Below are 24903 nucleotides of genomic sequence, written 5' to 3'. Positions count from 1 at the left end.
AGCGCCATGTGTGGCGCGGTGAACAGTGGGCCCCCGGCGTTCTTGCGATGATCGGTCGGTGACCACGACGCAGCAGTTCCCCCATCCGCCGCCGGAACCACGCCCCGGCCCCGAGTCCGGGCACGGCCATGGATCCGGACACGGTCACGGGCATGCGCACGGCCACAGTCATGGCCCGGCCGCGCCTGTCTCGCAGCACCTCCGCAAGATCATCGCTGCGGTTCTGGTCCCGTTCGCCGCCGCCGTGGTGGTCGGGCTCGTCGTGCTCTGGCCCGGCGGCGCCCCCGCACACCAGCGCACCGGCGTGGGCTTCGACCGGCAGACGCAGCAGGCCACGGTCACCCAGGTGGTGGCGGTGAGCTGCAAGGCGGTGAACACCTCGGGCGACACACCGACCGGCGACACCTCCACCGCCGAGGGCGCCTCCGCCCAGGCGCAGGCGTCCGGCACCTGCAAGAAGGCCACGATCCGCGTCGACACCGGAAAGGACAAGGGGCGTACCTTCACGGAGATCGTGCAGCCGGACCAGTCGCGGCAGTTGCACCAGGGCGAGAGGATCGTGGCCGCCTACGAGCCCGCCGCGCCGAGGGAGTTGCAGTACTCGGTCACGGATGTGAGCCGCGGCTTCCCCATGGCGCTGCTGGCCGGAATCTTCGCACTCGCCGTCGTGGTCGTCGGGCGGATGCGCGGGGTGATGGCGCTGGTCGCGCTGGCCATCAGCTTCGTGGTGCTGGACCTCTTCATCCTGCCCGCGATCCTGCAAGGGTCGAATCCGCTGGTCGTGGCCGTGGTGGGAGCGAGCGCGATCATGCTGATCGCGCTGTACATGTGCCATGGCCTGTCCGCCCGTACCTCGGTGGCCGTACTCGGCACGCTGGTCTCGCTGGTGCTGATCGGCGTCCTGGGTTCGCTGTTCATCGGCTGGGCCTCCCTCACCGGCAACACCGACGACAACACCGGACTGATCCATGGCCTGTATCCGTCGATCGACATGAGCGGCCTGCTGCTCGCCGGGGTGATCATCGGGTCGCTCGGTGTCCTCGACGACGTGACGGTCACGCAGACATCGGCGGTCTGGGAGCTGCACGAGGCCAATCCGGCGATGGGCTGGCGGGGGCTGTACCGCGCGGGCATCCGGATCGGGCGCGACCACATCGCGTCCGTCGTCAACACCCTGGTCCTGGCCTACGCGGGCGCGGCGCTGCCGCTGCTGCTGCTCTTCTCGATCGCGCAGAGCAGCGTGGGGACGGTGGCCACCAGCGAACTCGTCGCCGAGGAGATCGTGCGCACGCTCGTGGGCTCGATCGGCCTGGTCGCCTCGGTGCCGGTCACCACGGCGCTGGCGGCTCTCGTCGTCGCGGCCGACCGGCCGCAGCCGGTGGCCGCCCCTGCCGCGGCGGGGCTGCCCGCACCGGCGCGCGGCGGCCGGGGCAGGCGCCGCAAACGGTGATCCGCCCCCGGGCGGGACCATGGCCCGCAGGGACGGCGAAAAGGTCACGGACCGTGTGGTGAAGCGTTACTCCTCCGCACACTCGGTTGCCGAAACGCTTCAGCCCGCGCTCTGCTCTTCCGCCAGAATGCGGTCCAGGGCCTCGTCGAGATGCGCGTCGAAGTCCTCCAGAGCGCCCTCCTGGCCCAGCGGGACCAGTTTGTCCGTGCGGTCGAGGAACGCCACCAGGGGCGCGGTGGAAGACCGGAACAGCGCCCGGTCGGCGCCGACCTGAAGGCGGATCAGTACCTCGGCCAGCTCCTCGTTGTCGGCGGGACCGATGCGCACATCGCCGTCGCCGCACGGCCTGCCCACCCCGTCGACCAGCAGTTCCCGGCCGAAGGCCCAGGTGACAGGGGCGTCGCCGGGCAGATGGAAGGTCAGCCGTACGGCATAGGGATCACGGGTCTCGTACCGCAGTTCCACCGGAATGCGGAAGGAGAGCTCCTCGGACACGAGAAAGCTCATCATGACCTCTGCCTGTACGGACTCGCGCATCGCTACCCCGTCATCTGCCGTCGACTGGCCGGGAATGGTCCCCTTGATACTGGTGGCATCTTGCTGAACGTATATGGCAGATCACAAGGAGTGAGTTTTCAGATACTGATAGCGAGCGCGAGGGCGCCGACACGCCGTCCCACCTCGCTCTGGAGCTGCCGCGCCGCGGGCAGCAGCCGGTCGGCCTGGTGCGCGGGGAGCGAGAGCGCCATCGTCGCCGCCGTGGCCCCCACGGTGATCGGCACAGCCGCGCAGACCGTCCCCAGCGCATACTCCTGCCGTTCCGTCACCGGCTGCATCCTGGGCATCCGTTCGAGCCGTCGCAGCAAGGTGTGGTCGTCGCGGACGGTGTACGGCGTGATGGACCGCGCCGGGTAGCGGGACAGATGGTCCCGGCGGGCGCTCTCGTCCAGCTGGGACAGCAGACACTGGCCGATCGCGTGCGCGTGCCCGGTCTCCCGGAAGTCCGCCCACTCCTGGACAGCCGGATTCGCCGGGGTGTCGGAGACGCACACGACCTCGATCTCACCGTCCCGGTACATCGCGTAGTACACCGGGACGCCGATCAGATCGCGCCATTGTGCGAGCGAGTCGACGACCGTGCTGCGACGTTTCTGCGCCGCTCCGCTGCTGCTCAGCCGTTCGGCCGCCGTCCCGAGGAAGAACAGCCCGCGGTCGCGGTACAGATAGCCCTCGTGGACCAGGGTGCGCAGCAGGTGGTAGGCGGTGGGGAGGGCGAGGCCGGTCTCCCGGGCCAGTTGCTTGGCCGGGGCCCCGTGCTCATGCCCCGCGACGGTCTCCAGCAGGCGCATCGCACGCTGCACGGATCCGATGAGGGTCTGTCCCGCCGGGGCGGGAGGCTGCTCCGGCACACCGACGCGCGGGCGCTCCACCGCGGGCGCGGAGCGCGGCTGCGCGGGAAGCCCGGTGGAACCCGACGGCGCCCGGGGACCCGGGGGCGCATGCGGTTCTGCGGGTGCGGTGTCAACCGTGGCCAAGGGTCACTCCCGTAGCGCGAGGGGCAGCCCGTGCGGAGGACACGGGTGGGGGAACGCTGCCCGCGGGGGCCGGCCCCCGCTTCGATTCCCGGACCCTATCCGCCTGTCACCGCTCCAGGACGGCTGTCCGGAAAACTTCCCTCCCGCGGGGGACCCGGCGACGCCCCTCACGGGTCACCGGTGCCCCCTGAGGCTCACCAGTCGCCGCGCGACGACGAACTCGACATGAACTTCCGCACGATGTAGATCAGACCGCCGATCAGCGCCACGAAGATCAGCAGCTTGAACAGCAGACCGATCACGAAGCCGACGACCGTCGCTATCAGGCTGCCGAAGACGACCAGGGCGATGACCGGCACCGCGATCCACTTCACCCACCACGGCAGTCCCGTGAAGACTTCTCGCATTGCCCTCGTCCTTACCTCTCCGCCGGCCCTGCGCCGGGTGCTCGGTGGCCCGCACCGTCCGGTGCCGGGACCTCTCGTACGTCCTGCTTCGATGCTAGGGCCGATGCGGGCCCGGACGGGGCTTCCGCATCCCTTGTCCTCCCCTGACCGTTCCCCTAGGGAACCCTGAGACGGCGCCTCACGCTTCCGGCGGAGAGAACACCACGAGGACCCGCAGATCCTCGCTGATGTGGTGGAACTTGTGGGCGACCCCGGCCGGTACGTAGACCACGCTGCCGCGCGCCACCTCGGTCGTCTCCAGGCCCACCGTGAGGGAGGCGCGGCCGCTCACGACGAAGTACACCTCGTCCTGGCGGTGCGGGTTCTGCGGGTCATGGCCGCCCGCGTCCAGCGCGTACAGGCCGACGGACATGTTCCGCTCCCGCAGGAACTGCAAGTACGCGCCGTCGTTGGCGGCCCGCTCCGCCTCCAGTTCGTCCAGCCGGAATGCCTTCATCACCCTCGCCCGTGTTCGTCGCCGATCTCGTCTGCCACGATCAGACACATGAAGAATTTCGTAGTCAAGACGATCGCCAACGCAGGCGCCCTGGCCGTCGCCGTCTGGCTGCTCGACAAGATCACACTGACCGGGGACAACACGGCCAAGGAGGTCGGCACCCTCATCGGTGTCGCGCTGGTGTTCGGGCTGGTCAACTTCCTGGTCAAACCGGTGGTGAAGGTGCTGACCTTCCCGCTGTTCATCCTGACGCTGGGCCTGATCACCCTCGTCGTCAACGCGCTGATGCTGCTGCTGACGTCCTGGGTCTGCGACAAGGTCGACCTGAGCTTCCATGTCGAGGGCTTCTGGACCGCCGTCCTCGGCGGACTGATCATCTCGGTCGTCTCCTGGGCGCTGCACATGGTCCTGCCGGACGAGGACTGAGCAGGTGCCGGAGGGTCGCGTCCTTCGCCACGGAGGATGCGGCACCGGTCCGGCTGCGGTGTCCTGAGAGGGTGGGTACGGCGAGCCACAGCCTGCTCGCCACGGCGCGAGAGCACGTGCCGCGAGAGCATGTGACATGTGAAGGGACGGACGGCATGAACGATTCCGCTGCGGGTGGCGGAAACGGCGGGGACGGGGTCGCCCGTACGCCCGTCGGTGACGGCACGCGCGCCGTCCGGGCCGGGCTCCCCGAACCGGTCAAGCACGAGCCCACGCTCCCCGGACCGGTCTTCGCCGCCCACTTCCACCTCCCCGGCGACCCGACGGGGCCGTACACCTACGGCCGCGACGAGAACCCGACCTGGACCCTGCTCGAACGCGCCATCGGCGAGCTGGAGGCGCCCGGCGCGCAGGGCGCGGACGGTGTCGAGACCCTCGTGTTCGCCTCCGGCATGGCGGCCGTCTCCTCGGTGCTCTTCTCCCAGCTGAGCGCGGGCGACGCGGTGGTCCTGCCCGACGACGGCTACCAGGCACTGCCCCTGGTGCGCGACCAACTGGAGGCGTACGGCATCGAGGTGCGCACCGCGCCGACCGGCGGGGACGCCCAGTTGGAGGTGCTGGACGGCGCGCGGCTGCTGTGGATCGAGTCCCCCTCGAACCCCGGGCTCGACGTGTGCGACATCCGGCGCCTGGCCGAGGCGGCGCACGCGCGGGGCGCCCTGGTCGCCGTGGACAACACCCTCGCCACCCCGCTGGGGCAGCGGCCCCTGGACCTGGGCGCCGACTTCTCCGTGGCCAGTGGCACCAAGCAGCTCACCGGGCACGGCGACATCCTGCTGGGCTATGTCACCGGCCGCGACCGGCCGGCCATGGCCGCCGTCCGCCGCTGGCGGAAGATCGTCGGAGCCATCCCCGGCCCGATGGAGGCGTGGCTCGCGCACCGCTCGATCGCGACCCTGCAACTGCGCGTCGCCCGGCAGAACACCTCCGCGCTGGCCGTCGCCGAAGCGCTGCGCGGGCGCCCCGAGGTGACGGGACTGCGTTACCCGGGGCTGCCCGACGACCCCGCCCACGCGGTCGCCTCGCGGCAGATGCGGCGCTTCGGCTGTGTGGTCTCCTTCGTGCTGCCCACGCGCGCGCGTGCCGAACGGTTCCTCGACGCGCTGCGGCTCGTGGACGACGCGACGAGCTTCGGCGGGGTGCGCTCCACGGCCGAGCGGCGCGGGCGCTGGGGCGGTGACGCGGTGCCCGAGGGCTTCATCCGGCTGTCCGTCGGCGCGGAGGACCCGGCGGACCTGGTGGCGGACGTCCTGCGGGCGCTGGACGCGTCGGCGCACTGACGGCAGGTGCGGCGGGCGGTCCGAACCTCCCCCCTCGTGGCTCGGACCGCCCTCGGTTCCGCGCGCGAAGAACCGCCCGAACAAGGCTAGTTGACTCTGAGTCAGTGTCCAATCACCGTAGCGACAGGGGCCTATCGACATATTTATAGTGGGGCGGCCGGGGGCTGGACGGGGGCACCGAGAGGGGAGGGCGTTCCGTGGACCTGGCGTTGCTGCGCACCTTTGTGACCGTGCACCGGGCCGGCTCCTTCACCCGGGCGGCAGCGCTGCTCGGCCTCTCCCAGCCGGCCGTCACCTCCCAGATCCGCACGCTGGAGCGGCAGCTGGGGCGGCCCCTGTTCCTGCGCCAGGCCCGAGGCGTGACACCGACGTCCATCGGGGAGGAACTCGCCCACAAGGCCGCTCCGCATCTGGACGCGCTGGTGGAGATCGCCGAGGCGGGCCTCGACGACGAGTCCTCCTTGCGCACGCTGCATCTGGCCGGGCCCCCGGAGTTCACCGCCGAGCGGGCCCTGCCCGCGCTGAGCGAGCTGACCGGGTACGACGGCCAGGGCTTCGCGCTGCGCGCCTCGTTCGGAACCGCCGAGGAAGCCCTGGAGGGGTTGTCCGCCGGCCATCACGACCTGGTCATCAGCACGGCCCAGCCGCGCGGCACCCTGCTCACGGCGACGGCGCTGTGCGACGAGGAGCATGTCCTGGTCGCCGCTCCGCGCTGGGCCCACGGCAACGGCTCCGCCCGGCGCGCGGGCAGGAAGGCGCCCGCCCCGGAGGACGTTCCGGTGATCGAGGTCCATGAGTCGCTGCCGTTCGTCTCCCGCTACTGGGCCTCGGTGTTCGACACCCCGCCGACCGGATCCGGCACGGTGATCGTCGCCGACCTGCGTGCGGTGCTCGCCTGCGCGGTGGCGGGTGCGGGGCTCGCGGTGCTGCCCCGCTATCTGTGCGCCGCAGCCCTGGAGCGCGGGGACGTGGTGGCACTGCACGAGCCGGCGGTGCCGCCGCTGCGGACGTACTTCCTGGTGATTCGGACCGGCACCATGGCCATGCCGCACATCGCGCGGGCCCATGACTGGCTGCTGCGCGCGGCCGCCGACTGGTGCTGAGGACATCAGGGGCATCGCGGCACAACAGCGGCGATGACGTCCCGCGATGTTTCACGTGGAACCAGCGGGGCCACATTTCTCCCATGACCGTCCGACCCGTGGTCAAGCGCACCGCCAGAGCCGTTCTCCTCGACGGTGACGACCTGATCCTGATCAAGCGCACCAAACCAGGTGTCGATCCCTACTGGGTCACCCCCGGCGGCGGGGTCGAACCGGACGACACGACCGTCGTCGAAGCCCTGCACCGCGAGGTCCATGAGGAGCTGGGCGCCAAGATCGTCGATGTGGTCCCCTGCTTCGTGGACACCGTGGAGCACATCGGTGCGGACGGCGGCGCGACCGGAGTGAAGGTGCAGTACTTCTTCGTGTGCCGTCTGGAGTCGATGGATCCCTCCCTGCGGCACGGTCCGGAGGTGGACGAGCCCGCCGGCGAGTACGAGATCGTACGGGTGCCGTTCACCCGGGTCGGCATCGCCTCGGTCCACATGGTCCCCCTGTCGCTGAGGCACTACCTCGACGGGAACATCGAGGGCGTCCGCGCCCTGCACACCCCGGATCTGGGCTGATCACGAGAACCGCGGCCGCACCGCACGGTCACGTTTCACGTGAAACACCCCAACAGCCCCGATCCGGGCCCGGCCCGCGTCGGCCCCCGAGTCGTCCCCCACACCCGCACCCGGCCCGTGACGTGGCCAAAAGCACGTACGTCTCTCCCGAAACAAGTGGACGCCGACGACATCCATCGGACAGCCTGACCTGCGTGTCGACTCCTTCCCCCGCCGCGTGGCCCATTCGTCCTCTGACGCGCCGTGACCTCACCGCCTGCGCCGACCTGTCCGAGAACCGGGGCTGGCCACGGGAGGAACACAAATGGGGCCTCCTCCTCTCCGCCGGGAAGGGGTACGGCATCGACGACCCCGACGGGGGACTGGTGGCGGCCTGCGTCGTCACCGGGTACGGGCCGCAGGACGGACCGGACCTCGCCGCCGTCGGCATGGTCCTGGTCGCCGAGCGTCATGCGCGCCGCGGTATCGGCCGCCGGTTGATGCGGCACATCATCACCGCGGCGGGCACCACACCGCTGACCCTCTACGCCACTCCGAACGGCCGCCCGCTGTACGAAGAGCTCGGCTTCAAGGTCATCGGCCGCTCCGAGATGGTGCGCGGACGGTTCTCACCGGAGCCCCGGCCGGAAGGCCCCGTCACCCGTCCGGCGTCCGCCGAGGACCTCGTCGCGATCCTGCGGCTGGACGAGGAGGTGTTCGGCGCCGACCGGACCCCGGTCATCACCCGGCTGCCCGCGTTCGCCGACCAGTTCCGGGTGGCCGAGGAGAACGGCCGTCTGATCGGCTACGCCGCCGCCTGGCCGAACATGGACACACACGTGGTGGGCCCGCTGATCGCCCGGGACACCGAGACCGCGAAGGCCCTCATCGCTTCTGTCGCCGCCCACACCGACCGCCCTCTGCGCACCGACATCGACGTGCGCCACGAAGAGCTGCGGGAGTGGGCCGCACAGCGCGGGCTGGCCTCCGTCGCCTTCAACTCCGTCATGACGTACGGGATCCCCGAGCTGCCCGGGGACGCGGCGCGCCGGTTCGCTCCGCTGACCGTGGCGGCGGGCTGAGCCGCCCGGTCTCCCCAGACGCCTGAGCGTCGGCCTCCGTCCCCGAGCGGGACAGAGGCCGGCGCTCACCTCCTCTGCGGCCGGTGTCAGGCGAGCTGCTCCAGCGCGGCGACGGCGAAGCCGTGATCCTGCTCCGGCGCTCCGCCGCCGACCCCGATCGCTCCGATCAGGCGGCCGTCCCGGTGTACGGGCACGCCACCCGCGATGAACAGCAGCGGCCGGTCCAGCGCCGTGGGCAGCGTGTGGAAGAGGCCGCCCGGCTGCACGGCGTCGACGAGTTCGGCCGTGGCGGAGTCCAGCTGAAGGGCTGTGTACGCCTTGCGGGTGCTGGTCTCCCCGGAGATCAGGACGGCCCGGTCGTCACGGCGGAAGGCGAGCAGATGACCGCCCGCGTCCAGCACGGTGACACTGACGGCGACACCGGCCGCCTCGGCGGCGCGGTAGGCCGCGGTGACCAGGGTCTCGGCGTCCTGGACGGTCAGCGGGGCGACGGCGTGGATGGTGCTCATCGGAGGGTTCTCCTCGTGGGTGGTGCCCTGGGCGGGAGTGCCGTGGGCGGACGGTGCTGCCCCGGGAGTACCAGGGACGGACGGTGCCGTGAGGGGTCACGGACGGATGGGGAGGGCCGTGATCTGGTCGGCGCGGTGAGGCTTCGGCTCCGCGGTACCCGGTCGTCCCGGGTCAGTGGGGGACGGGAGCCGGGTGCTCCGCCGGTACCGACCCGGTGGCGACCGTGCCGGAGACGCTGTCCCGGCGTTCCAGCGCGGCGGAGACGACGGCGAGCACCAGGGCGCCCGCCGCGAGTGCGGCACCGACCCAGTTGGGCGCGGTGTAGCCGAACCCGGCGGCGATGACCAGCCCGCCGATCCACGCGGACAGGGCGTTGCCGAGGTTGAAGGCGCCGATGTTCACGGCCGAGGCCAGCGTCGGGGCGCCGTGGGCCTGGTCGAGGACGCGCTTCTGAAGCGGCGGTACGGTCGCGAAGCCGAGGGCGCCGATGAGGACGACGGTCACGGCCGCCGCGATCTTGTTGTGCGCGGTGACGGTGAAGAGCGCCAGGACCAGGGCGAGGGCGCCCAGGGAGACGTACAGCAGGGGCATCAGGGCGCGGTCGGCGAACCGGCCGCCGACGAGGTTTCCCCCGACCATGCCGAGGCCGAAGAGGACGAGCAGCCAGGTGACGGAGCCGTCCGAGAAGCCGGCGACACGGGTCATCATCGGCGCGATGTAGGTGATGGCCGCGAAGACACCGCCGAAGCCGAGCACGGTCATCGCCATGGCCAGCAGCACCTGGGCGTTCTTGAAGGCGGCGAGTTCGTGGCGCAGGCGGACGCCCTCGGGCCGGGGCAGGTCGGGGACGAGCCGGGCGATGCCCGCCAGGCCGACGCCGCCGAGGGCGGCGACCGCGGCGAAGGTGACGCGCCAGCCGGCGGACTGCCCGACCAGGGTTCCCAGGGGCACGCCGACGACGTTGGCGACCGTGAGACCGGTGAACATCATCGCGATGGCACCGGCGCGCTTGCCTGGAGCGACCAGCTCTGCCGCGACCACCGAACCGATGCCGAAGAAGGCGCCGTGGGCCAGCGAGGCGACGACCCGGCCGATCAGCATGACGGAGAAGGAGGGGGCCAGTGCCGAGAGCAGGTTCCCGGCGATGAAGAGGCCCATCAGGAGCATCAGCATCCGCTTGCGGGAGATCTTGGTGCCCAGAACGGTCATCAGGGGGGCGCCGAGCATGACGCCGAGTGCGTAGCCGGTCACGAGGAGGCCCGCGGTGGGGATGGAGACCCCGAAGTCGCCCGCGACCTCGGGCAGCAGGCCCATGATCACGAACTCGGTCGTGCCGATCCCGAAGGCCCCGATCGCGAGGGCCAGAAGCGCGAGAGGCATGGGGAGAAACCTTCCCAGAAGATTGCAGGAGCGCTTTACTTTCTCTGACAATAGTTGCAGACGCGGGTTAAACGCAAGCGATGACAATTGCGCGGCTGCTCTATCCTGGAAGCAGCCACCCCGGGATGGAGGAACGCCCATGACAGCGACGGATCCGGCGCTCACCGCGCTCGCCCAGGGCTGGTGCGCCCTCTCTCTGCTGCACGGCAGGATCGAGACGCACATCGAGCGCGCCCTCCAGACGGGACACGAGCTGAGCGTGCGCGAGTACTCCCTGCTCGACGTGCTCAGCCGACAGCACGACGGCGAGGGCGGTCATCTACAGATGAAGCAGGTCGCCGACGCGGTCGTCCTGAGCCAGAGCGCCACCACCCGGCTCGTCACACGGCTGGAGGACCGCGGCCTCCTGGAGCGGTACCTGTGCCCGACCGACCGCCGCGGCATCTACACCAACGTCACCCCGGCGGGCCTCCAGCTCCTGGAGGAGGCCCGGCCGACGAACGACACCGCGCTGCGGGAGGCACTCGACGAGGCCGCGCAGAAGCCGGAACTGGCCCCTCTGGTGCGCGTCGTGGAGTCGCTGCACGCCCCCGCCCCGGCTCCGGCGCCCGTGTAGCCCCGGCGCCCCGCGTTCACCGTCTCCGCCTAGGCTGCGGGGCATGGGAGATCTTGAGATACGCGCCGCCGCCGCCGAGGACGTCCCCGCCATCGTCGCCCTGCTCGCGGACGATCCGCTGGGCGCGCTGCGCGAGTCCCCCGACGACCTCGCGCCGTACCTGGCCGCCCTGGAGCGGCTCCGTGCCGATCCGAACCAGCATCTGGTGGTCGCCGTGCGGCAGGGCCGCGTCATCGGCACCCTCCAGCTCACGATCGTCCCCGGGCTGTCCCGGCGCGGAGCCACCCGGTCGACCATCGAGGGGGTCCGTATCCACGCCGAGGAACGCGGCAGCGGCCTGGGCACCCAGCTCATCGAGTGGGCGGTCGGCACGTCACGGCGCGAGGGCTGCGCCCTGGTGCAGCTGACGACCGACCGGAGCCGCACCGACGCGCATCGCTTCTACGAACGGCTGGGCTTCGAGGCCTCGCACGTGGGCTACAAGCTGCCCCTGTGACCGCCGCGGGGCCGATGGAGGAGCGCCCCGGCCACCCTCGCGCCCGGCCCACCGACACCGGCCGAGGGTGGCTGTTTCACGTGAAACGGCCACCGTTCAGCTCCTCCTCGGCTAGCCGATGCCCCGCCACCCCTGCGGGTCCACGCCGCCGGGCACGGCGGAACCGCTGTCGTACGGCTGACGGGTGAACACGAACGAGCCGAGATCGAGGTGGTCCACGGATCCGTCCGGTCGCCTCACCACCCGCAGCGGCTCACCGGCGTAGTACCCCTCCAGACCCGTCCAGGTGCCGTCACCGTTCGCCCGGAACCGTGACCGGCGCCCGGGGCCTGCGAGCGGCTCCAGCGAGAGGAGTCCGTCGCCGGTCAGCCGCAGACCGAAGCCATGGGTCCCCCAGTACCACTGTCCCGCCAGCTCCAGCACCGCCGGATCGACGTCCCGCGACGGCCGCCAGGGCTCCGGGATGCGCGGTTCGGCATCGGCCACGATCCGGACCAGCTCGGCTCCCACCGTGGCCGTCGGGACACCGGAGGTGCAGTTGGCCAGCACCACGGCGGCCACGTCGTCGTCCACGGCGAGGGTGAGCGAGGCGAGGAAGCCGGGCAGCGACCCCGAGTGCCCCACGAGGAGCCGTTCGCCGGAGCGCCGCAGCTCCATTCCCAGTCCGTACGCGTACCCCGTCACCACATCCGCCGCCGCGCCCGGGGCCGCGGGGGTGCGCATCTCCTGGAGCGACCGGAGGCCGAGCACCCGTTCGTCGCCCCGGGCGAGGAAGGAGGCGAACCGGCCGAGGTCCCCCGTCGTGGACCAGAGTTGCCCGGCCGGAGCCATCCGCCCGAGGTCCTCCACGGGCTCGGGGAGCATCACATCGGCCCACGGGTGCACGGCCCAGCCGCCCGCGTGCGGCGTCCTGGGCCGCACTCCCGTCGCGTTCAGCCCCAGCGGATCGAGCAGCTCACGCCGGAGGACGTCCTCCCACGCGGCCCCACGCACCTTCTCGACCAGCGCGCCCAGCAGGGCGTAGCCGGGGTTGGAGTAGTGGAACCGTCGGCCGACCGGGTGCCGCAGCGGCTCCTCCCCCAGAACGTCGGACAGTTCGGGGCGCAGCGTCCCCGGTGTCCGCTCCCACCAGGGGGCGGGCGACTCGGCAGCCAGGCCGCCGGTGTGGGCCAGCAGGTCGACGATGGTCGCGTCGCCCGCGCCGGTGCCCGGCAGATGCTTCTCCAGCGGGTCGCCGAGGTCGAGCAGACCCTCGTCGCGCAGCCGCAGGACGAGCACGGCGGTGAAGGTCTTGGTGACGGAGCCGATGCGGTACTGGGTGTTCTCGTCCGGTGCGTGTCCGTCCACCGACGTCCGCGCGCCGTGCCAGACCGTCCTGCCGTCCCGCACGACGGACGCGACGAGCGAGGGCGCCCGCCCTTCGGCCTGGGCGACGGCGATCCGGTGCGTCAGGGCGCGGCGGGTGCCGGGCAGCAGTTCATCCTGAGGTGTCGTCATGCCCCCAGTCCATCCGGGACGGCGGTGCGCGTCGAGCCCATTTCGCCGGGCCGCGCCTCACCGTGCGGCCGGACGCCTCGTCAGTCGCGGTCCGTGGTCTCCGGCGCGTGGGGCAGCAGGGGGAACAGCCGCGTGATGAGTGCCACCGGCCGGGCGCCCTCCGGGCGGGCCAGCGGCCGTTGTTCACGGTCCCGGTAAGGCGCGAGGGCCTGCCGGACCGCTTCCGCGACGCGGTTCATCTCCTCGGGCGTCAGGTAGGCGACCGCGCTGAAGGCCGCGTCGTGGCGCCACTCGGGAGGGGCACCGTCCCGCTGGGTCAGCCAGCGCTGCCAGCTCTCGTCCTCCAGCCCTCTGGCCAGATCACCGAACGCGTCCTCGGCCGGCTGGTCGGCGGTGGGACTGTGCCGCGCCAGGCGCCAGGGCCGGGCACGTCCTCCGCGGTGCGGCGCCTCCTCGATGCGGCCGTGCCGGGCGAGCTGCCGCAGATGGAAGGAGCACAGGCCGGAGCTGTAGCCCAGCCGGGAAGCGGCTTCGGTGGCGGTGACGGTGCCGACCTCCGCGAGCAGGTCCAGCAGCGCGGTGCGGACCTCGTGCTCGCGCAGTCCGCCGTCGGTGTCACCCGTACGGTCGCGCGGGATGTCGCGGTCCTCAGTCACTTTGCAAAGTCTGCTACTTTGCAAAGCCCAGCGCAAGCCGAAGAGCCGCAAGTCGAAGAGCCGAGGAGCCGAGGAGAGACGCCGTGACCGAGCGAACCGAGCGTTCCCGCCCCGCCGACCGGCGGATCCGCGTCCAGGGCCGTCCCGTCGACACCTTTCCGGACCGGGCCGCGCGGGCGGAGCACGGCTCGTTCCGCCGGATCACGGTGGTGGGCGAGGAGGTGCTGAGCCGTCCGTGCCAGGAGGTGACCGCGTTCGGGACCGCGGAGCTGGCGGCGCTGATCGACGACATGTTCCTGACCATGTACCTGGCCGACGGGGCCGGTCTCGCCGCCAACCAGGTCGGCGTCGGCCTGCGGCTCTTCGTGTACGACTGCCCGGACGACGACGGGATCCGGCATGTCGGCCACCTGGTCAACCCGGTCCTGGAACTGCCCGAGCCGAGCGGCCGGCGGCTCCTCGACGACGTCGAGGGCTGTCTGTCCGTACCCGGGGCGAACATGACCGTGCCCCGCACCGACCGCGCCGTAGTGCGCGGCTTCGACCAGCAGGGCGCCCCGCTCCTCATCGAGGGCACGGGCTACTTCGCCCGCTGCCTCCAGCACGAGACCGACCACCTGGCCGGTCACACCTACCTGGACCGGCTCTCCGCACGCGACCGCAAGGACGCGCTGCGCCAGATGGCGGACCGCCGCGAAGCCGTCTTCGCCCAGCGGGCGTCCCGGGCCGCGGCGCTGAACGGCTGAGGTCCGGACGACCGAGCGCACCACACCGCGCCCTGAGCGCGAGCACTGCCGACGAGCCCGGACCGCGCACCGATGAGTTTCCCGCGCCGCGCCGGTTCCTACGGCAGGGCACCCACGGACGGAAGGCGGCGCCATGCGGAAACCGATCTACGGCATGAACCTGTCCCTGGACGGCTACATCGCTGCGGCCTGCGACGACATCGGCTGGAGCGGACCGCCGAGCGACGAGCTGTTCCGGTGGTGGCTCGACCACGAGCGGGCGAGTGGCCTGCGCCTGTTCACCGAGGACGCGGTCGCCGAGATCACCCGGCTCACGGCCGAGGACGGCGGCCCGATGGACATCGGCGGCGCGACGCTCGCCGGAGCGGCCCTGCGCGCCGGGCTGATCGACGAGTACGTGATCGCCACCCACCCGGTCCTGGTAGGCGGCGGTACGTCCTTCTTCGCCGCGCTGGACAGCTGGGTGAACCTGGACCTGGTCGAGACACGGACCTTCCCCGGCGGCGTGGTCCTGACCAGGTACGGGACGAGGCACTGAGCAGCAGCACCCGCGCGCTGGTCTCACGGTGCCGCCGTACAGGACACCGGCGCGACACGGCCCGTGGGGTGACGACCTCGGCCGGGAGACACCACAGGGACCGTGCTCAGGTCTGGGCCATGTCCACGAAGCGGGAGTAGTGGCCCTGGAAGGCGACCGTGATCGTCGCGGTCGGGCCGTTTCGGTGCTTGGCGACGATCAGGTCCGCCTCGCCCGCGCGCGGGGACTCCTTCTCGTAGGCGTCCTCGCGGTGCAGCAGGATGACCATGTCGGCGTCCTGCTCGATGGAGCCGGACTCACGCAGGTCGGAGACCATCGGCTTCTTGTCGGTGCGCTGCTCGGGACCGCGGTTGAGCTGGGAGAGGGCGATGACGGGCAGCTCCAGCTCCTTGGCGAGCAGCTTGAGGTTACGGGACATGTCCGAGACCTCCTGCTGACGGCTCTCGGCGCGCTTGGAGCCGCCGGACTGCATCAGCTGGAGGTAGTCGATGACGACCAGCTTGAGGTCGTTGCGCTGCTTCAGACGGCGGCACTTGGCCCGGATCTCCATCATCGACAGGTTGGGCGAGTCGTCGATGTAGAGCGGGGCGGCGGAGACGTCCGGCATCCTGCGGGCCAGCCGGGTCCAGTCCTCGTCGGTCATCGTGCCCGAGCGCATGTGGTGCAGGGCGACGCGGGCCTCCGCGGAAAGCAGTCGCATCGCGATCTCGTTGCGGCCCATCTCCAGCGAGAAGATGACGCTGGGCAGGTTGTGCTTGATGGAGGCGGCGCGCGCGAAGTCCAGGGCGAGCGTCGACTTGCCCATCGCGGGACGGGCGGCGATGACGACCATCTGGCCGGGGTGCAGGCCGTTCGTCAGCGAGTCGAAGTCGGTGAACCCGGTGGGCACGCCCGTCATCTCGCCGCTGCGCGACCCGATGGCCTCGATCTCGTCGAGGGCGCCCTCCATGATGTCGCCCAGCGGCAGATAGTCCTCGCTGGTGCGCTGCTCGGTGACCGCGTAGATCTCGGCCTGGGCACGGTTGACGATCTCGTCCACGTCGTCGTCGCCCGCATAACCCATCTGGGTGATCCGGGTGCCGGCCTCGACCAGGCGGCGCAGCACCGCGCGCTCGTGGACGATCTCCGCGTAGTAGGCGGCGTTCGCCGCAGTGGGCACCGTCTGCACCAGCGTGTGCAGATACGAGGCGCCGCCCACCTTGTTGATCTCGCCGCGCTTGGTCAGCTCGGCCGCGATGGTGATCGGGTCGGCGGGCTCGCCCTTGGCGTAGACGTCGAGGACGGCCTGGTAGATCGTCTCGTGGGCGGGTTTGTAGAAGTCGTGGCCCTTGAGGATCTCGACGACGTCCGCGATGGCGTCCTTGGACAGCAGCATGCCGCCGAGGACGGACTGCTCCGCGTCGAGGTCCTGCGGGGGGACCCGCTCGAAGGCCGAGCCGCCGCCCTCCCAGTCACCGCTCTCCCGGCCCCGGTCGTGCTGTTCGTCGCGGCCGCGCCCGCCTTCGGGCCGTCGGCGGGAGGCAGGCAGACGATCACCTGGTCCGCTGTCGGCCCACGGGTCGTCCAAGGGCTCGGAAATGCTCACCGAGCGGCCTCCTCCCGTCCGCCGAGCGGACCTCGCCGTGCCCCTCATTTCTACGGCACGGCACTGACATATCGAGCAGCCCGCCTCCGCTTCCGGCGCGTCGTCTCACGACGTTTCGGGAGCAGGCGAAAGGAGCAGGCGCCGGACCACGGTAGGCCCCCGGGCACCGTCAGCCAATCTGGTTATCCACAGGCCATGTGGACGACGGGCCCGATGCTGTGGAGAACTCGGCGAAACCTGTGCACGACCCGGTGGACAGTGCTGTGAACAAGCCCTCGCCGCATTCCGGGGACCACTGCTGACCTGGTGGTTTCCCGTCCACCGGCTGTGCAGAAGAAAAACTTTCCCCATCGGACCAAGATCGCTTCGAACAGTGCGCACACCTGCACAGCCCACCAGCAAAAGTAAGGGTCCAAAGCGCTTTGCATCGCTTACCTGTGGACGGTTAGATTGGTGCCCATGACACAGGCCCCCGCACGCCCCGCGGCCGACCGCCGCCGGCATGACCGAGAGATCGTCGCACTGGCGGTCCCGGCCTTCGGCGCACTCGTCGCCGAGCCGCTCTTCGTGCTGGCCGACAGCGCGATCGTCGGCCACCTCGGCACGGCGCAACTGGCCGGCCTCGGGGTCGCCTCCGCCCTGCTGACCACCGCCGTCAGTGTGTTCGTCTTCCTCGCCTACGCCACCACGGCGGCGGTCGCACGCCGTGTCGGCGCGGGCGACCTCCAGGCCGCGATCCGCCAGGGGATGGACGGCGTATGGCTGGCGCTGCTGCTCGGCGCCGCCGTCATCGTGGCGGTGCTGCCCACCGCACCGGCGCTGGTGGACCTCTTCGGCGCCTCGCACACGGCCGCCCCGTACGCGACGACCTATCTGCGGATCTCCGCCCTGGGCATCCCCGCCATGCTCGTCGTGCTCGCCGCCACCGGGGTGCTCCGCGGTCTCCAGGACACCCGGACCCCCCTCTACGTCGCCGTGGGCGGCTTCGTCGCCAATGCCGTCCTCAACGTCGGACTGGTCTACGGCGCCGGCCTCGGCATCGCGGGCTCCGCCTGGGGCACCGTGATCGCCCAGTGCGCCATGGCCGCGGTCTATCTTGTCGTGGTCGTCCGCGGAGCCCGCAGGCACGGCGCGTCCCTGCGTCCCGACGCCGCGGGCATCAGGGCCTGCGCACAGGCCGGTGTTCCCCTGCTGGTGCGCACACTCTCCCTGCGGGCGATCCTGATGATCGCCACGGCGGTCGCGGCCCGCCTCGGTGACGCGGACATCGCCGCCCATCAGATCATCCTGTCCCTGTGGAGCCTGCTCGCCTTCGCACTCGATGCCATCGCGATCGCCGGGCAAGCCATCATCGGCCGCTTCCTGGGCGCCGGTGACACCGCGGGCGCCCGGGACGTCTGCCGACGCATGGTGCAGTGGGGCGCGGTGGTCGGCGTCGTCCTCGGACTTCTCGTGGTCGTGAGCCGCCCGGCGTTCCTGCCCCTGTTCACCAGCGACGCCACGGTGAAGCACACCGCCCTTCCCGCTCTGCTGCTGGTGGCGCTCTCCCAGCCGGTCTGCGGCATCGTCTACGTCCTGGACGGCGTCCTGATGGGCGCGGGCGACGGCCCGTACCTGGCCGGGGCGATGATCCTCACCCTGGCGGTGTTCACCCCCGCCGCGCTTCTGGTGCCTGTGTTCGGCGGCGGGCTCACCGCGTTGTGGGCCGCGATGGCGCTCATGATGACCGTGCGCATGCTGACCCTGTGGATACGGACCCGGTCGGGCCGCTGGCTGGTGACGGGCGCGACGCGCTAAGACCGGTGCCCGCCCGTCACCGCCCCGGTGATCGCGCTGTTTCACGTGAAACCGTGAAAACCGGTGAAACCGTCACACCGTGAAACACGGACGTCCTTCCCGCCTCGTGAGCCGCGCTCGCACGCCGTACGGCCTGCGTGGCGCGAGCCCGCCCCGAGCACGAAGAGGGGCCGCACCCTGCCGGGTGCGGCCCCTCTCTCAGCTGTGTTCAGCCGAGCACGGCGATCAGGCCGCGACGACCTCGATGCTGACCTTGGCGGCCACCTCGGGGTGCAGACGCACGGACGTCGCGTGGGCGCCCAGGGTCTTGATCGGCGCGCCCAGCTCGATGCGGCGCTTGTCGACCTCGGGACCACCGGCGGCCTTGATCGCCGAAGCGACGTCGGCCGGGGTGACGGAACCGAAGAGACGACCGGCGTCGCCGGAGCGGACGGCCAGACGGACCTTCACACCCTCGAGCTGGGCCTTGATCTGGTTGGCCTGCTCGATGGTCTGGATCTCGTGGATCTTGCGAGCACGACGAATCTGCTCGACGTCCTTCTCGCCACCCTTGGTCCAGCGGATCGCGAACTTCCGCGGGATCAGGTAGTTGCGAGCGTAACCGTCCTTGACGTCGACGACGTCGCCCGCGGCACCGAGGCCGGTGACCTCATGGGTCAGGATGATCTTCATGAATGGCTCACCCTTCCCTTATCGCGCGGTGGAGGTGTAGGGCAGCAGCGCCATCTCACGGCTGTTCTTGACGGCCGTGGCGACGTCACGCTGGTGCTGCGTGCAGTTGCCGGTCACGCGGCGGGCACGGATCTTGCCGCGGTCGGAAATGAACTTCCGCAGCATGTTCGTGTCCTTGTAGTCCACGTACGTGACCTTGTCCTTGCAGAAAGCGCAGACCTTCTTCTTAGGCTTGCGCACAGGCGGCTTCGCCATGGTGTTTCTCCTGTGTGATCAAGAAGTGTGGGTACGGCCCACCCTCGGTCCGGCCGGGTCCGGGGACCCGGTGCACAGACCTAGAAGGGGGGCTCGTCCGAGTAGCCGCCACCGCCGCCGGAGCCGGAGCCGGAACCGCCGCCCCAGCCGCCGCCACCCTGGTTGCCACCGGCAGGAGCGCCGGTCGCCCACGGGTCGTCGGCGGGAGCGCCGCCACCGCCCTGCTGGCCGCCGCCGGGGCCGCCGCCCCAGCCGCCGCCACCCTGGCCGCCACCGCCACCGCCGCCGTAACCGCCCTGGCCACCACCGCGGCCGCTGGTCTTGGTGACCTTGGCCGTGGCGTTGCGCAGGCTCGCGCCGACTTCCTCGACGTCCAGCTCGTAGACCGTGCGCTTGACGCCCTCACGGTCCTCGTAGGACCGCTGCTTCAGCCGGCCCTGCACGATGACGCGCATGCCTCGCTGGAGCGACTCCGCGACGTTCTCCGCCGCCTGACGCCAGACCGAGCAGGTCAGGAAGAGGCTCTCGCCGTCCTTCCACTCGTTCGTCTGGCGGTCGAAGGTGCGGGGCGTGGACGCGACGCGGAACTTCGCGACCGCCGCACCGGAGGGGGTGAAGCGCAGCTCGGGGTCGTCGACGAGATTGCCGACGACCGTGATGACGGTCTCGCCTGCCATGGGGGTACCTCTCGGCGGGTTTGCTGCTGGCTGCTGGTGCTGCTACTCGGATCCCGAGAACGCTGAGCCGGGGCTCAGTGGGTCTCGGGGCGGAGGACCTTGGTCCGGAGGACCGACTCGTTCAGGTTCATCTGGCGGTCGAGCTCCTTGACGACCGCAGGCTCGGCCTGCAGGTCGATGACCGAGTAGATGCCCTCGGGCTTCTTCTTGATCTCGTACGCGAGACGGCGACGGCCCCAGGTGTCGATCTTCTCGACCTTTCCGCCGCCGTCACGGACGACAGAAAGGAAGTTCTCGATCAGCGGGGAGACAGCGCGCTCCTCGACATCGGGGTCGAGGATGACCATCACCTCGTAGTGACGCATGTGGAACCCACCTCCTTCGGACTCAGCGGCCACGGTCGTTCCGTGGCAGGAGGGTTGTGATGCGTACGCAATCGTGTGTGCCAGTAAAACAGCCGGCACTGACAACGGGGCCGGACCGGCGGATTCTCCGGGCCGTCCTCGGGTTGTCCCGTGCGCGGGCCGGGCAGACACAAGTGCAGACGGTACAGACTACCCGCACCCGGCTTCCGGTTGAAATCCGGGCACAGAACCCGGCAATCTGGACACCTCGGGTGTACACGGCGCTACGAAGCGCTGCCTCTCGCAGGAGGTGCCCCATGGCACAGACGATGCGACCGAACACCGCCGCGAACAACGGCCTCCTCGCCACGGACGGCAAGTCCCACCCGCTCCAGGACGCGCTGCTCGCGACGACCCTGGTGCTGGGCGTCCTCGCCTTCATCACCGGCCTCCTCTTCCACAGCCTGCATCTGGTGAGCTCCTGGGCCGGGCTGGTGGGCATCCTCACCGGCGCGTACGGCCAGTGGATCTCGGTGACCACGCGCGAACGCTTCGGCCTCATCCTCGGTCTCGGCGCCTCGGCGATCGGGTTCTTCCTCGGCATGGCCCACGGCGGCCTCTTCGGCGGCGTCATCAGCTGACACCGCACCGGGCCGGCCGGATCACGGACGGCGTCCGCCGCACCCCGCGGGCGCCGTCCGCGCGCCGTGCGCCGCTGCCGCCCCGGGCGACAGGCCGGGGCGAAGGTGGTGTGCGGCCAGTCTGCGCGCTCCCCTGGCGCAGTAGGCTTCGGCGCGAGAGCCGGAGCCCCTGAACCCATGGGGACACGCCAGCCCGAGGAGCGCCCCGAATGAGCCTGACCCTGAGGACCATCAGTCGAGAGCAGCATCTGGCCTACATCCAGAGCCTGCCGGCGGCGAGTCACATGCAGGTCCCGGCCTGGGCCGACGTCAAGGCGGAGTGGCGCTCCGAGAGCCTCGGCTGGTTCGACGAGCGTACGGGGTACATGGTCGGCGCCGGGCTCGTGCTGTACCGCCAGCTGCCCAAGATCAAGCGCTACCTCGCCTATCTGCCCGAGGGCCCGGTCATCAACTGGTTCGCGCCCAACCTCGACGACTGGCTCCAGCCGATGCTGGCCCATCTGAAGCGGCAGGGCGCCTTCTCGGTCAAGATGGGTCCGCCGGTGATCATCCGGCGCTGGAACTCCGAGAGCATCAAGAAGGGCATCCAGGACGCGGACGTCAAGCGGCTGCGCGATCTGGAGGCCGACTTCATCGAGCCCCGCGCCTTCGAGGTCGCCGACAAGCTGCGCCGCATGGGCTGGCAGCAGGGCGAGGACGGCGGCGCCGGCTTCGGGGACGTCCAGCCCCGCTACGTCTTCCAGGTGCCGCTGGCCAACCGCTCCCTGGAAGAGGTCCACAAGAACTTCAACCAGCTGTGGCGCCGCAACATCAAGAAGGCCGAGAAGGCCGGCGTCGAGGTCGTCCAGGGCGGCTACCACGAGCTGGAGGAGTGGCAGCGGCTGTACGAGATCACGGCCGTGCGCGACCACTTCCGGCCCCGGCCGCTGTCGTACTTCCAGCGCATGTGGTCCGCCCTCAACACCGAGGACCCCAACCGCATGCGGCTGTACTTCGCCCGGCACAACGGGGTGAACCTGGCCGCGGCGACGATGCTCATCGTCGGCGGGCACGTCTGGTACTCCTACGGCGCCTCGGACAACATCGGCCGTGAGGTCCGGCCCTCGAACGCGATGCAGTGGCGGATGCTGCGCGACGCCTACGCGCTCGGCGCCACGGTCTACGACCTGCGCGGCATCTCCGACTCGCTGGACGAGACCGACCACCTCTTCGGCCTGATCCAGTTCAAGGTCGGCACCGGCGGCCAGGCGGCCGAGTACCTCGGCGAGTGGGACTTCCCGCTGAACAAGCTGCTCCACAAGGCGCTCGACATCTACATGTCGCGACGCTGACCCCGCGCTCCGCTCCGACGGCGCCGGTGGTCCCCACCACCTCTCTGCCCCACCTCACCACACCCCAGCCACGAGAAAGGCCCCAGGTCCGGCCATGGCGCTCACGCTCTACGTCGACACCGCGCGCTGGCGGGCGCATCACAAGCACGTGCAGGAGCAGTTCCCCGGACTGGTCCCGGTCTGCAAGGGCAACGGCTACGGCTTCGGGCACGAGCGCCTGGCCGAGGAGGCCACCCGGCTCGGCTCGGACATCCTCGCCGTCGGCACGACGTACGAGGCCGCCCGGATCAAGGACTGGTTCGGCGGCGACCTGCTGGTGCTGACGCCCTACCGGCGCGGCGAGGAGCCCGTGCCGCTGCCCGACCGGGTGATCCGCTCGGTGTCCTCCATCGACGGCGTCTACGGCCTCGTCGGAGCCCGCGTCGTGATCGAGGTGATGTCCTCGATGAAGCGGCACGGTGTCAGCGAGCAGGAGCTGCCGCAGCTGCACGCCGCCATCGAGAACGTCCGCCTGGAGGGCTTCGCCATCCATCTGCCGCTGGACCGGACGGACGGCTCGGACGCCGTCGAGGAGGTCATCGGCTGGATGGACCGGCTGCGCGCGGCCCGGCTTCCGCTGCACACCATGTTCGTCAGCCATCTGAAGGCCGACGAACTCGCCCGGCTCCAGCAGCAGTTCCCGCAGACCCGCTTCCGCGCCCGGATCGGCACCCGGCTGTGGCTGGGCGACCACGAGGCCACCCAGTACCGCGGCGCGGTCCTGGACGTGACGCGCGTGGCCAAGGGCGACCGCTTCGGCTACCGCCAGCAGAAGGTGGCCTCCGACGGCTTCCTGGTGGTCGTGGCGGGCGGTACGTCGCACGGCGTGGGTCTGGAGGCGCCCAAGGCGCTGCACGGCGTCATGCCGCGCGCCAAGGGCGTCGCACGGGCCGGCCTCGCCACCGTGAACCGGAACCTCTCGCCGTTCGTCTGGGGCGGCAAGCAGCGCTGGTTCGCCGAGCCGCCGCACATGCAGGTCTCGATCCTGTTCGTGCCCTCGGACGCGCCGGAACCGACGGTCGGCGACGAACTCGTCGCCCATCTGCGGCACACCACCACGCAGTTCGACCGGATCGTGGACCGCTGAGCCCGGTCGCCGTCACGCGTGGATGAGGCCCTGTCCGGTGGTCCCCGGGCAGGGCCTCGTCCATGGCGCCATCAGCCTCATCAGCGGCGTTCGCTCAGAGCGAACGCCCTTCCGGGTGCTCCGGTGCTTCGCGGTACTCCGCGGGGCCACCGGCCCACTCCTCCTCGGCCTCGGCCTCGGTGTCCTCGTAGCAGGCCATGTGCCGGGCCGGGCGGGCCGCGGCTCCCAGCACGAAGACGTCCTCGGCCCCGTCGAGCACACCGCCCGAGGGATCGTCGTCCCCGGACCGGCGCACCACGTCGCGGTCCGGCACGAGGATGTCGCGCACGACGACCGCGCACAGGTACAGCGTCCCCGCCAGGTGGACGGCGATCGCCCAGTGGTAGCCGTCGGTCGGCAGTCCCTTGTGGGCGTCTCCGCTGGTCGTGTACGCGAGGTACAGCCAGATCCCGAGGAAGTACGCCACCTCGCACGCCTGCCAGATCAGGAAGTCGCGCCATTTCGGGCGGGCGAGCACGGCCAGCGGGATCAGCCACAGGACGTACTGCGGTGAGTAGACCTTGTTGGTGAGGATGAAGACCGCCACGATCAGGAAGGCGAGCTGGGCGAACCGCGGCCGGCGCGGGGCCATGAGCGCGAGGGCCGCGATGCCGAGGGAGCACACCACCACCAGCAGCGTGGCCACGGTGTTCACGAAGTCGGTGCTGGGCGGGTCGGTCGAGTTCTGGGCCCAGATCAGCCAGAAGGATCCGAAGTCGACGCCCCGGTCATGGCTGAACCGGTAGAACTGCCACCAGCCGTCACCGGCGAAGGCCATCACCGGCAGATTGACGACCAGCCAGGCGACGACCGCGCCCGCGAGCGCCTTGCCGAACTCGCTCCACCGGCCGGCCCGCCAGCACAGGACCAGCAGCGGACCGAGCAGCAGCGCGGGATAGAGCTTGGCGGCCGTGGCGAGCCCGAGCAGGACACCGAAGGCGACGGGACGCTCGCGCGCCCACATCAGCATCGCCGCGGCCGTCAGGGCGACCGCCAGCAGGTCCCAGTTGATCGTGGCGGTCAGGGCCAGGGCCGGCGCCAGGGCGACCAGCAGGCCGTCCCACGGGCGCCGGGCGTGCGTCCGGGTCACACAGACCGCGATGACGGCCGCGCACGCCATGAGCATCCCGGCGTTGACCATCCAGTACCAGCGCTCCTGGTGCTGGATGCTGCCGCTGTGCGGGGTCAGCCAGGAGGCCACCTCCATGAACACACCGGTCAGTACCGGGTACTCGAGGTAGGGCATGTCCCCGGTGAGTTTGTCGAAGTACGGCACGAGCCCGTCGGCGAATCCGCGTCCCTGGTAGAGATGCGGGATGTCCGAATAGCAGGCCTTCGTGTACTGCGAACTCGCTCCGAAGAACCAGGCGCTGTGGTAGCACGGCGCCTTCTGGACCAGGCCGAGGGCGAACATGCCGATCGCGACCAGGGCGATCACCCGCACCGGGGTCCACCAGGACGTCCCGAGCAGCGCGTACCGCCCGACAGGACCGCCGATCAGCTCACTGCCGGCCGCGGCGACCTCGTCCTCCTCGGTCGGCCGGACCGGGCCGGGCTCGTGCACGCTCGCTTGCGTCGATTCAGCACTGGGCATGCCGCACATCCTGCCGTAC

Annotated in this window: 28 protein-coding genes; 14 read left to right on the top strand and 14 right to left on the bottom strand. The window is 70.8% G+C overall.

Annotated elements, in window-relative coordinates; all coding sequences use genetic code 11:
- Positions 1 to 58 precede the first annotated feature (58 nt).
- The gene (locus tag B086_RS0109910; protein ID WP_026252270.1) at positions 59 to 1450 is read left to right on the top strand and encodes a YibE/F family protein; all 1392 of its coding nucleotides are present in this window, start codon (positions 59 to 61) and stop codon (positions 1448 to 1450) included.
- 99 nt (positions 1451 to 1549) lie between these two features.
- On the opposite strand, the gene B086_RS0109905 is transcribed toward B086_RS0109910, so the two are convergent.
- The 4 genes from B086_RS0109905 to B086_RS0109890 form a co-directional block, all read right to left on the bottom strand.
- Positions 1550 to 1987 carry an SsgA family sporulation/cell division regulator gene (locus B086_RS0109905; RefSeq protein WP_018566260.1) on the bottom strand — a complete coding sequence of 146 codons (438 nt, stop codon included), beginning with the start codon at positions 1985 to 1987 and terminating at the stop codon, positions 1550 to 1552.
- Between the two features lie 98 nt (positions 1988 to 2085).
- Positions 2086 to 2859, bottom strand: a complete 774-nt coding sequence (locus B086_RS0109900) for an IclR family transcriptional regulator (protein ID WP_018566259.1) — start codon at positions 2857 to 2859, stop codon at positions 2086 to 2088.
- A 320-nt stretch (positions 2860 to 3179) separates the two neighbouring features.
- Positions 3180 to 3392, bottom strand: coding sequence for a DUF5326 family protein (locus B086_RS0109895; RefSeq protein WP_018566258.1), 213 nt, complete (start codon positions 3390 to 3392; stop codon positions 3180 to 3182).
- 178 nt (positions 3393 to 3570) lie between these two features.
- A complete protein-coding gene (locus tag B086_RS0109890) occupies positions 3571 to 3888 on the bottom strand; it encodes a cupin domain-containing protein (RefSeq protein ID WP_018566257.1) in 318 nt (105 codons plus the stop codon).
- A gap of 48 nt (positions 3889 to 3936) precedes the next feature.
- Here B086_RS0109890 and B086_RS0109885 point away from each other — a divergent pair, with 48 nt between their 5' ends.
- From B086_RS0109885 to B086_RS0109865, 5 genes are all read left to right on the top strand, one after another.
- Positions 3937 to 4314: a phage holin family protein gene (locus B086_RS0109885; protein ID WP_018566256.1), complete on the top strand. Its 378-nt coding sequence runs from the start codon at positions 3937 to 3939 to the stop codon at positions 4312 to 4314.
- Between the two features lie 155 nt (positions 4315 to 4469).
- Positions 4470 to 5654: a cystathionine gamma-lyase gene (locus tag B086_RS0109880; protein ID WP_018566255.1), complete on the top strand. Its 1185-nt coding sequence runs from the start codon at positions 4470 to 4472 to the stop codon at positions 5652 to 5654.
- A 197-nt stretch (positions 5655 to 5851) separates the two neighbouring features.
- Positions 5852 to 6757, top strand: coding sequence for a LysR family transcriptional regulator (locus B086_RS0109875; protein ID WP_018566254.1), 906 nt, complete (start codon positions 5852 to 5854; stop codon positions 6755 to 6757).
- Between the two features lie 83 nt (positions 6758 to 6840).
- Positions 6841 to 7323 carry an NUDIX domain-containing protein gene (locus tag B086_RS0109870; RefSeq protein ID WP_018566253.1) on the top strand — a complete coding sequence of 161 codons (483 nt, stop codon included), beginning with the start codon at positions 6841 to 6843 and terminating at the stop codon, positions 7321 to 7323.
- A gap of 194 nt (positions 7324 to 7517) precedes the next feature.
- Positions 7518 to 8384: a GNAT family N-acetyltransferase gene (locus B086_RS0109865; RefSeq protein ID WP_026252269.1), complete on the top strand. Its 867-nt coding sequence runs from the start codon at positions 7518 to 7520 to the stop codon at positions 8382 to 8384.
- An 86-nt stretch (positions 8385 to 8470) separates the two neighbouring features.
- On the opposite strand, the gene B086_RS0109860 is transcribed toward B086_RS0109865, so the two are convergent.
- Positions 8471 to 8893, bottom strand: a complete 423-nt coding sequence (locus B086_RS0109860; protein WP_018566251.1) for a GlcG/HbpS family heme-binding protein — start codon at positions 8891 to 8893, stop codon at positions 8471 to 8473.
- A gap of 172 nt (positions 8894 to 9065) precedes the next feature.
- On the bottom strand, positions 9066 to 10274 hold the full coding sequence (locus B086_RS0109855; protein ID WP_018566250.1) for an MFS transporter: 1209 nt from the start codon (positions 10272 to 10274) through the stop codon (positions 9066 to 9068).
- A 139-nt stretch (positions 10275 to 10413) separates the two neighbouring features.
- On the opposite strand from B086_RS0109855, the gene B086_RS0109850 reads away from it, so the two are divergent.
- Together B086_RS0109850 and B086_RS0109845 are read left to right on the top strand one after the other, a co-directional pair.
- Positions 10414 to 10890: a MarR family winged helix-turn-helix transcriptional regulator gene (locus B086_RS0109850; protein ID WP_018566249.1), complete on the top strand. Its 477-nt coding sequence runs from the start codon at positions 10414 to 10416 to the stop codon at positions 10888 to 10890.
- 43 nt (positions 10891 to 10933) lie between these two features.
- On the top strand, positions 10934 to 11386 hold the full coding sequence (locus B086_RS0109845) for a GNAT family N-acetyltransferase (protein ID WP_018566248.1): 453 nt from the start codon (positions 10934 to 10936) through the stop codon (positions 11384 to 11386).
- Between the two features lie 111 nt (positions 11387 to 11497).
- Here B086_RS0109845 and B086_RS0109840 read toward each other — a convergent pair whose 3' ends face one another.
- The gene (locus B086_RS0109840; RefSeq protein WP_018566247.1) at positions 11498 to 12883 is read right to left on the bottom strand and encodes a serine hydrolase domain-containing protein; all 1386 of its coding nucleotides are present in this window, start codon (positions 12881 to 12883) and stop codon (positions 11498 to 11500) included.
- A gap of 80 nt (positions 12884 to 12963) precedes the next feature.
- Positions 12964 to 13539 (bottom strand): helix-turn-helix domain-containing protein, encoded by a 576-nt coding sequence (locus B086_RS0109835; RefSeq protein ID WP_018566246.1) that lies wholly within the window; start codon positions 13537 to 13539, stop codon positions 12964 to 12966.
- An 83-nt stretch (positions 13540 to 13622) separates the two neighbouring features.
- Between B086_RS0109835 and def the strand changes: the two genes are divergently transcribed.
- Together def and B086_RS0109825 are read left to right on the top strand one after the other, a co-directional pair.
- Entirely contained in the window at positions 13623 to 14285 is a 663-nt protein-coding gene (gene def / locus B086_RS0109830) for a peptide deformylase (RefSeq protein WP_018566245.1), read from the top strand.
- A gap of 133 nt (positions 14286 to 14418) precedes the next feature.
- Positions 14419 to 14823, top strand: coding sequence for a dihydrofolate reductase family protein (locus B086_RS0109825; RefSeq protein ID WP_018566244.1), 405 nt, complete (start codon positions 14419 to 14421; stop codon positions 14821 to 14823).
- Positions 14824 to 14929: 106 nt separating this feature from the next.
- Here the strand turns inward: B086_RS0109825 and dnaB are convergent, their stop codons facing one another.
- Positions 14930 to 16408 carry a replicative DNA helicase gene (gene dnaB / locus B086_RS0109820; protein WP_026252268.1) on the bottom strand — a complete coding sequence of 493 codons (1479 nt, stop codon included), beginning with the start codon at positions 16406 to 16408 and terminating at the stop codon, positions 14930 to 14932.
- A gap of 459 nt (positions 16409 to 16867) precedes the next feature.
- Between dnaB and B086_RS0109815 the strand changes: the two genes are divergently transcribed.
- Entirely contained in the window at positions 16868 to 18205 is a 1338-nt protein-coding gene (locus B086_RS0109815; protein ID WP_018566242.1) for an MATE family efflux transporter, read from the top strand.
- 225 nt (positions 18206 to 18430) lie between these two features.
- Here the strand turns inward: B086_RS0109815 and rplI are convergent, their stop codons facing one another.
- The 4 genes from rplI to rpsF form a co-directional block, all read right to left on the bottom strand.
- The gene (gene rplI / locus B086_RS0109810) at positions 18431 to 18877 is read right to left on the bottom strand and encodes a 50S ribosomal protein L9 (protein WP_018566241.1); all 447 of its coding nucleotides are present in this window, start codon (positions 18875 to 18877) and stop codon (positions 18431 to 18433) included.
- 18 nt (positions 18878 to 18895) lie between these two features.
- Positions 18896 to 19132, bottom strand: coding sequence for a 30S ribosomal protein S18 (rpsR, locus tag B086_RS0109805; protein ID WP_003949403.1), 237 nt, complete (start codon positions 19130 to 19132; stop codon positions 18896 to 18898).
- Between the two features lie 80 nt (positions 19133 to 19212).
- Positions 19213 to 19809, bottom strand: coding sequence for a single-stranded DNA-binding protein (locus B086_RS0109800; RefSeq protein ID WP_018566240.1), 597 nt, complete (start codon positions 19807 to 19809; stop codon positions 19213 to 19215).
- A 74-nt stretch (positions 19810 to 19883) separates the two neighbouring features.
- Positions 19884 to 20174, bottom strand: a complete 291-nt coding sequence (gene rpsF, locus B086_RS0109795) for a 30S ribosomal protein S6 (protein WP_018566239.1) — start codon at positions 20172 to 20174, stop codon at positions 19884 to 19886.
- Between the two features lie 296 nt (positions 20175 to 20470).
- Here rpsF and B086_RS0109790 point away from each other — a divergent pair, with 296 nt between their 5' ends.
- The 3 genes from B086_RS0109790 (at position 20471) to B086_RS0109780 (ending at position 23251) form a co-directional block, all read left to right on the top strand.
- Positions 20471 to 20794 carry a hypothetical protein gene (locus tag B086_RS0109790; RefSeq protein ID WP_018566238.1) on the top strand — a complete coding sequence of 108 codons (324 nt, stop codon included), beginning with the start codon at positions 20471 to 20473 and terminating at the stop codon, positions 20792 to 20794.
- Positions 20795 to 21003: 209 nt separating this feature from the next.
- Positions 21004 to 22125, top strand: coding sequence for a peptidoglycan bridge formation glycyltransferase FemX (gene femX, locus B086_RS0109785; protein ID WP_018566237.1), 1122 nt, complete (start codon positions 21004 to 21006; stop codon positions 22123 to 22125).
- Positions 22126 to 22219: 94 nt separating this feature from the next.
- Positions 22220 to 23251: an alanine racemase gene (locus tag B086_RS0109780; RefSeq protein WP_018566236.1), complete on the top strand. Its 1032-nt coding sequence runs from the start codon at positions 22220 to 22222 to the stop codon at positions 23249 to 23251.
- Between the two features lie 94 nt (positions 23252 to 23345).
- On the opposite strand, the gene B086_RS39670 is transcribed toward B086_RS0109780, so the two are convergent.
- A complete protein-coding gene (locus B086_RS39670) occupies positions 23346 to 24893 on the bottom strand; it encodes a glycosyltransferase family 87 protein (protein WP_078531048.1) in 1548 nt (515 codons plus the stop codon).
- Between the last annotated feature and the right edge of the window lie 10 nt (positions 24894 to 24903).

The sequence above is a fragment of the Streptomyces sp. PsTaAH-124 genome (assembly GCF_000373685.1).
GTDB lineage: Bacteria > Actinomycetota > Actinomycetes > Streptomycetales > Streptomycetaceae > Streptomyces > Streptomyces andamanensis.
Note: the sequence above shows the minus strand (reverse complement) of the source record. Positions and strands in the feature narration are given on the sequence as shown.

Coding starts and splice junctions, on each gene's coding strand:
- rpsR (WP_003949403.1), bottom strand. CDS start 19,132: ATGGCGAAGCCGCCTGTGCGCAAGCCTAAGAAGAAGGTCTGCGCTTTC.
- B086_RS0109790 (WP_018566238.1), top strand. CDS start 20,471: ATGGCACAGACGATGCGACCGAACACCGCCGCGAACAACGGCCTCCTC.
- B086_RS0109885 (WP_018566256.1), top strand. CDS start 3,937: ATGAAGAATTTCGTAGTCAAGACGATCGCCAACGCAGGCGCCCTGGCC.
- B086_RS0109870 (WP_018566253.1), top strand. CDS start 6,841: ATGACCGTCCGACCCGTGGTCAAGCGCACCGCCAGAGCCGTTCTCCTC.
- B086_RS0109840 (WP_018566247.1), bottom strand. CDS start 12,883: ATGACGACACCTCAGGATGAACTGCTGCCCGGCACCCGCCGCGCCCTG.
- B086_RS0109905 (WP_018566260.1), bottom strand. CDS start 1,987: ATGCGCGAGTCCGTACAGGCAGAGGTCATGATGAGCTTTCTCGTGTCC.
- rpsF (WP_018566239.1), bottom strand. CDS start 20,174: ATGCGTCACTACGAGGTGATGGTCATCCTCGACCCCGATGTCGAGGAG.
- rplI (WP_018566241.1), bottom strand. CDS start 18,877: ATGAAGATCATCCTGACCCATGAGGTCACCGGCCTCGGTGCCGCGGGC.
- B086_RS0109895 (WP_018566258.1), bottom strand. CDS start 3,392: ATGCGAGAAGTCTTCACGGGACTGCCGTGGTGGGTGAAGTGGATCGCG.
- B086_RS0109880 (WP_018566255.1), top strand. CDS start 4,470: ATGAACGATTCCGCTGCGGGTGGCGGAAACGGCGGGGACGGGGTCGCC.
- B086_RS0109780 (WP_018566236.1), top strand. CDS start 22,220: ATGGCGCTCACGCTCTACGTCGACACCGCGCGCTGGCGGGCGCATCAC.
- femX (WP_018566237.1), top strand. CDS start 21,004: ATGAGCCTGACCCTGAGGACCATCAGTCGAGAGCAGCATCTGGCCTAC.
- B086_RS0109845 (WP_018566248.1), top strand. CDS start 10,934: ATGGGAGATCTTGAGATACGCGCCGCCGCCGCCGAGGACGTCCCCGCC.
- B086_RS0109890 (WP_018566257.1), bottom strand. CDS start 3,888: ATGAAGGCATTCCGGCTGGACGAACTGGAGGCGGAGCGGGCCGCCAAC.
- B086_RS0109815 (WP_018566242.1), top strand. CDS start 16,868: ATGACACAGGCCCCCGCACGCCCCGCGGCCGACCGCCGCCGGCATGAC.
- B086_RS0109855 (WP_018566250.1), bottom strand. CDS start 10,274: ATGCCTCTCGCGCTTCTGGCCCTCGCGATCGGGGCCTTCGGGATCGGC.
- B086_RS0109860 (WP_018566251.1), bottom strand. CDS start 8,893: ATGAGCACCATCCACGCCGTCGCCCCGCTGACCGTCCAGGACGCCGAG.
- B086_RS39670 (WP_078531048.1), bottom strand. CDS start 24,893: ATGTGCGGCATGCCCAGTGCTGAATCGACGCAAGCGAGCGTGCACGAG.
- B086_RS0109850 (WP_018566249.1), top strand. CDS start 10,414: ATGACAGCGACGGATCCGGCGCTCACCGCGCTCGCCCAGGGCTGGTGC.
- B086_RS0109825 (WP_018566244.1), top strand. CDS start 14,419: ATGCGGAAACCGATCTACGGCATGAACCTGTCCCTGGACGGCTACATC.
- B086_RS0109800 (WP_018566240.1), bottom strand. CDS start 19,809: ATGGCAGGCGAGACCGTCATCACGGTCGTCGGCAATCTCGTCGACGAC.